This is a genomic window from Bradyrhizobium altum, from assembly GCF_020889705.1.
GTDB lineage: Bacteria > Pseudomonadota > Alphaproteobacteria > Rhizobiales > Xanthobacteraceae > Bradyrhizobium > Bradyrhizobium altum.
Genome location: NZ_JACMYP010000432.1, coordinates 1 through 4,403, shown reverse-complemented (window position 1 = coordinate 4,403; position 4,403 = coordinate 1). Strand labels below are relative to the sequence as shown.

Below are 4,403 nucleotides of genomic sequence, written 5' to 3'. Positions count from 1 at the left end.
GGCAGCGAGACGCGCTGGGGCGGCGCGATCGGCGCCGGCGCCGAATATGCGATCGCGCACAACTGGTCGCTGGCGATCGAATACGACCATCTGTTCATGGGGACCAACAACGTTCACATGACCTACGATCCGGTGTTCATCGCCCAGCTCAATCATGACGAGCGCATCCGCCAGGACGTCGACATGGTGACGGTGCGCGTCAACTACCGCTTCGGCGGCCCGGTCGTCGCGAAATACTGACGCGGCGCGCGACGACACGTCCCTGGTTCAAGGCGCCCTTGCGCCGTCTCGAACCGTGAGGTCACACTGAGCGTCCGCTCCCGGGACACGCGTCCAGCATGGCTCGGGATCACGTCCCGGAGTGCGCGTGGGTTTTCTTTTCGTCCTCATCGTCGGCCTCGTCGCCGGCACCATCTCAGGCATCGTCGGCACCGGCTCGTCGATCATGCTGATGCCGGTGCTGGTCTATCAGTATGGGCCGAAGCAGGCGGTGCCGATCATGGCGGTCGCGGCCGTGATGGCCAATCTGTCGCGCATCCTGGCCTGGTGGCGCGAGGTCGACTGGCGCGCCTGCGCCGCCTACTCGGTCACCGGCATTCCGGCCGCCGCGCTTGGCGCGCGCACCCTGCTCGCTTTGCCCTCGCGCGCGGTCGATATCGCGATCGGCATGTTCCTGATCGCCATGGTACCGGTGCGGCACTGGCTGGCGCAGCACAGACTGAAAGCCAATCTCTGGCATCTGATGATCGGCGGCGCGCTGATCGGCTATCTCACCGGCATCGTGGCCTCGACCGGCCCGCTCAGCGTGCCGCTGTTTTTGTTTTACGGCCTCAGCAAGGGCGCGTTCCTCGCCACCGAAGCGGCAAGCTCGCTCGGGCTCTATGTCAGCAAGTCGGTGACCTTCGAGCGGTTCGGCGCGCTGACACCCGACATCGCGCTGAAGGGCCTGATCGCCGGCGCCTCGCTGATGGCCGGCGCCTTCATCGCCAAACGCTTCGTGCTGCAGTTGAAGCCGGACGCGTTCCGCCTGATCATGGACGCCATCATGCTGGCGGCGGGCGTATCGCTGCTGTGGTCGGCGGCAACGTCGTGAAGGAGCGACAACGACGCTGGTGCACCAATCGTGCCTAGCGTTTGGATTTCCTGACCGCGAGCAATCAGTAGTTGCATGCCGCTTGGGACAACGAGTAAGCTGGCTAAAGCCTTAAATTGCTGGACCGCCCGACGGATATTTAGCGGCAACAACCTTGTCATTGTAGTTTGCCCCCGATGTCATTTAAGTTCGACGAAGTTGGAATCTGGTCGGAGCTAAAGCTCGAAATCGTCGAAAAATACGGCTCGGCCTATACAAGTGCGTTCGCGAAACAGAAGGGCCTAACTAAACTCTATGTTGACGCCTTTAGCGGCGCTGGCGTCCATGTATCAAAGCGCAGCGGAGGGCCGATTGATGGTAGCCCCGCTCGCGCATTGAGAACCAGACCGCCTTTCGACGGATTCTTCTTCATCGATATGGACGAGCAGAAAACGGCGCACCTGAGAAAGTTATGCGCCAATCACAACAACGTCCACATCGAGACAGGAGACGCCTCAAAGTATCTTACGCAGACGCTTCTACCGACAATTAAGTACGAGTATTTCAAGCGGGCGCTTTGCCTCTTTGATCCCTACGGCCTTCACTTAGAATGGAAGGCGATGGAGATGGCGGGCCAGTCTCGCGCCATCGACATGTTCTTGAATTTTCCCGTAATGGATATGAACAGGAATGCAATTTGGCGAAACCCAACCGCCGTCCCCAAAGATGGTATCGACCGTATGAATCGGTTCTGGGGTGATGAGTCCTGGAGAGAAGCCGCTTATGCGGAAGATCTACAAGGGAACCTGTTTGGCTCACCGGGCATCATAAAGCAGAGCAATGACGCGATCGTGCAGGCGTTTCGGGAACGGCTCCGAAAGGTGGCTGGCTTCCAGTTTGTTCCCGAGCCGTTGCCCATGAAAAACAAGACAAATGCGATTGTCTATTATTTGTTCTTCGCTTCCCAAAAGCCCGTTGCACAGAAGATTATCGATGCGATCTTCAAGAAGTATCGGTGAGGTTACGGCCTCAAATCAGGCATCTCGTCATAGGTCTTACCGTTAAGCATGCGACCCGCGGCCTTCTTATTCTTTCCACCCCACTGCTTGAAGAAGAAGGCCGTACCAGAGGCGCGGCACATCGTTTCAATTTCGTCCACCCACTCAGGTTTCATCTCTCGAGCGCGTGGGCCGCTCTCTCCACCCACGATCGCCCACTGGATATCCGTCAGATCGCCTCCGGCTACCGAACCGATCAGCGGCTCGAGCGAAACAAATCTGACGGCAGCAGGCACCTCTCTAATTGCGTCCAGTCGATACAGCACGCGACTATCCTCAACGCTCGTGCCGAGCCACACGTTCGAGAGGATTTCGAATGGCCTTTGACTTAGCACTTGGGACATGCGCTCGGGACGCTTCGTGAGGATTTGATATGTATGCCGAGGCGTCTCCTTCATGACATTCCAGACGAGGTCGATGAACTCAACGGGAACGTCGTCGTGAAATAGATCAGACATCGAATTGACGAAGACTTTTCGTGGTTTTGACCACGCCTTAGGTGCTTCGAGAGATGCATAATCCAAGCGGATTTTGCCGGTCCAAACCGCACGGCGCCCGCTCTTCCGCGTTAGGTCGCGGTACTTTGCAGTGCCCATGGCCTCAAGCCTAGCGGCCATACGCATGGCATAGCAGTTCGTGCAGCCCGCGGTGAGAACGGTGCAACCGGCGACCGGATTCCAAGTCGCGTCAGTCCATTCGATCGATGTTTCCGCCATGGAATTCCCTCGCGCCTAGAATCCCCAAAAGTGGTTAGATTTCATTACTCATGGCCAACGCCTATTCACCAGCAAATCCTACTACTCCAATGCGGTTCGATCTGAGATGTTGCAATGAACCAACATCGTACCACACGCACAGCCGCGACTGATCGTGCTATATTGTGCTGGCAATCCTCCCACCTCGCGAATCAATGGCCAAATCGACCCTCTCCTTCGTCTGCCAGAACTGCGGCGCGGCGTATAATCGCTGGCAGGGCAAGTGCGATTCCTGCGGCGAGTGGAACACGCTGGCCGAGGAGGACACGGCCGGCTCGATACCGGTTTCGGTCCGCTCCAAGCGCAAGGGGCGGACATTTGCGCTCGAAAGCCTGACCGGCAAAAGCCAGGAAGCGCCACGTACCTCCTCCGGCATGGCCGAGCTCGATCGCGTCACCGGCGGCGGTTTTGTGCGCGGCTCGGTGCTGCTGGTCGGCGGCGATCCCGGGATCGGCAAGTCGACGCTGCTGACGCAAGCCACCAGCATGATGGCGCGCGCCGGCCACCGCGCGGTCTATATCTCAGGCGAAGAAGCGGTCGCGCAGGTGCGGCTCCGCGCCGAGCGGCTCGGGCTCGCGGACGCGCCGGTGCAGCTCGCCTCCGAAACCTCGGTCGAGGATATCGTCTCGACGCTGTCGGAAGGCGCGGTGCCGCGGCTGATCGTGATCGACTCGATCCAGACCATGTGGACCGACACCGTCGAGTCCGCGCCGGGCACGGTGACCCAGGTGCGCGCCTCGGCGCAGGCCCTCATTCGCTTCGCCAAGAAGACCGGGGCAACGATCATCCTGGTCGGGCATGTGACCAAGGACGGCCAGATCGCCGGCCCCCGCGTGGTCGAGCACATGGTCGATGCGGTGCTGTCGTTCGAGGGCGAAGGCTCGCAGCAGTTCCGCATCCTGCGCTCGGCGAAGAACCGGTTCGGCGCGACCGACGAGATCGGCGTGTTCGAGATGACCGGGCTCGGCCTGCGCGAGGTCACCAACCCCTCGGAATTGTTCCTCTCCGAACGCGAGCTCGGAAGTCCCGGCACGGCGGTATTCGCCGGCATCGAGGGCACCCGCCCGGTGCTGGTCGAGTTACAGGCGCTGGTGGCGCCGACCTCGCTCGGCACGCCGCGCCGTGCCGTGGTCGGCTGGGACCCGAGCCGGCTGTCGATGGTGCTGGCGGTGCTGGAAGCGCATTGCGGCGTCAAATTGTCCGGACATGACGTCTACCTCAACGTCGCGGGCGGCCTGCGCATCCAGGAGCCGGCCGCGGACGTCGCCGCGGCGGCCGCGCTGGTCTCCTCGCTGGTGAATGCGCCCTTGCCGACGGACGCGGTCTATTTCGGCGAGATTTCGCTGTCCGGCGCGATCCGCCCGGTGGCACAGACCCCGGCCCGGCTGAAAGAGGCCCTCAAGCTCGGCTTCGGCCGCGCCATCGTGCCCGAATCGGCCCGCGGCGATGGCGGCGGCGATAGCGGGCTCGCGCTGAACAGCGTCGGCAATCTGACCACGCTGGTCGCCGAAATTGCCG

General features: G+C 61.3%; 5 protein-coding genes. 4 read left to right on the top strand and 1 reads right to left on the bottom strand.

Features of this window, described 5'->3' with window-relative positions; all coding sequences use genetic code 11:
- The 3 genes from H8B02_RS45610 to H8B02_RS45600 form a co-directional block, all read left to right on the top strand.
- On the top strand, positions 1 to 240 hold a 240-nt coding region (locus tag H8B02_RS45610; RefSeq protein ID WP_229172264.1), incomplete at its 5' end, for an outer membrane protein.
- A gap of 127 nt (positions 241 to 367) precedes the next feature.
- Positions 368 to 1,093, top strand: coding sequence for a sulfite exporter TauE/SafE family protein (locus H8B02_RS45605; protein ID WP_229172263.1), 726 nt, complete (start codon positions 368 to 370; stop codon positions 1,091 to 1,093).
- 176 nt (positions 1,094 to 1,269) lie between these two features.
- The gene (locus H8B02_RS45600; RefSeq protein WP_229172262.1) at positions 1,270 to 2,091 is read left to right on the top strand and encodes a three-Cys-motif partner protein TcmP; all 822 of its coding nucleotides are present in this window, start codon (positions 1,270 to 1,272) and stop codon (positions 2,089 to 2,091) included.
- Positions 2,092 to 2,093: 2 nt separating this feature from the next.
- Here H8B02_RS45600 and H8B02_RS45595 read toward each other — a convergent pair whose 3' ends face one another.
- Positions 2,094 to 2,846: a DUF5131 family protein gene (locus H8B02_RS45595; RefSeq protein WP_229172261.1), complete on the bottom strand. Its 753-nt coding sequence runs from the start codon at positions 2,844 to 2,846 to the stop codon at positions 2,094 to 2,096.
- 194 nt (positions 2,847 to 3,040) lie between these two features.
- On the opposite strand from H8B02_RS45595, the gene radA reads away from it, so the two are divergent.
- Positions 3,041 to 4,403, top strand: a 1,363-nt coding sequence (gene radA, locus H8B02_RS45590; protein WP_229172260.1) for a DNA repair protein RadA, incomplete at its 3' end; no start/stop codon positions are given.

Coding starts and splice junctions, on each gene's coding strand:
- H8B02_RS45600 (WP_229172262.1), top strand. CDS start 1,270: ATGTCATTTAAGTTCGACGAAGTTGGAATCTGGTCGGAGCTAAAGCTC.
- H8B02_RS45595 (WP_229172261.1), bottom strand. CDS start 2,846: ATGGCGGAAACATCGATCGAATGGACTGACGCGACTTGGAATCCGGTC.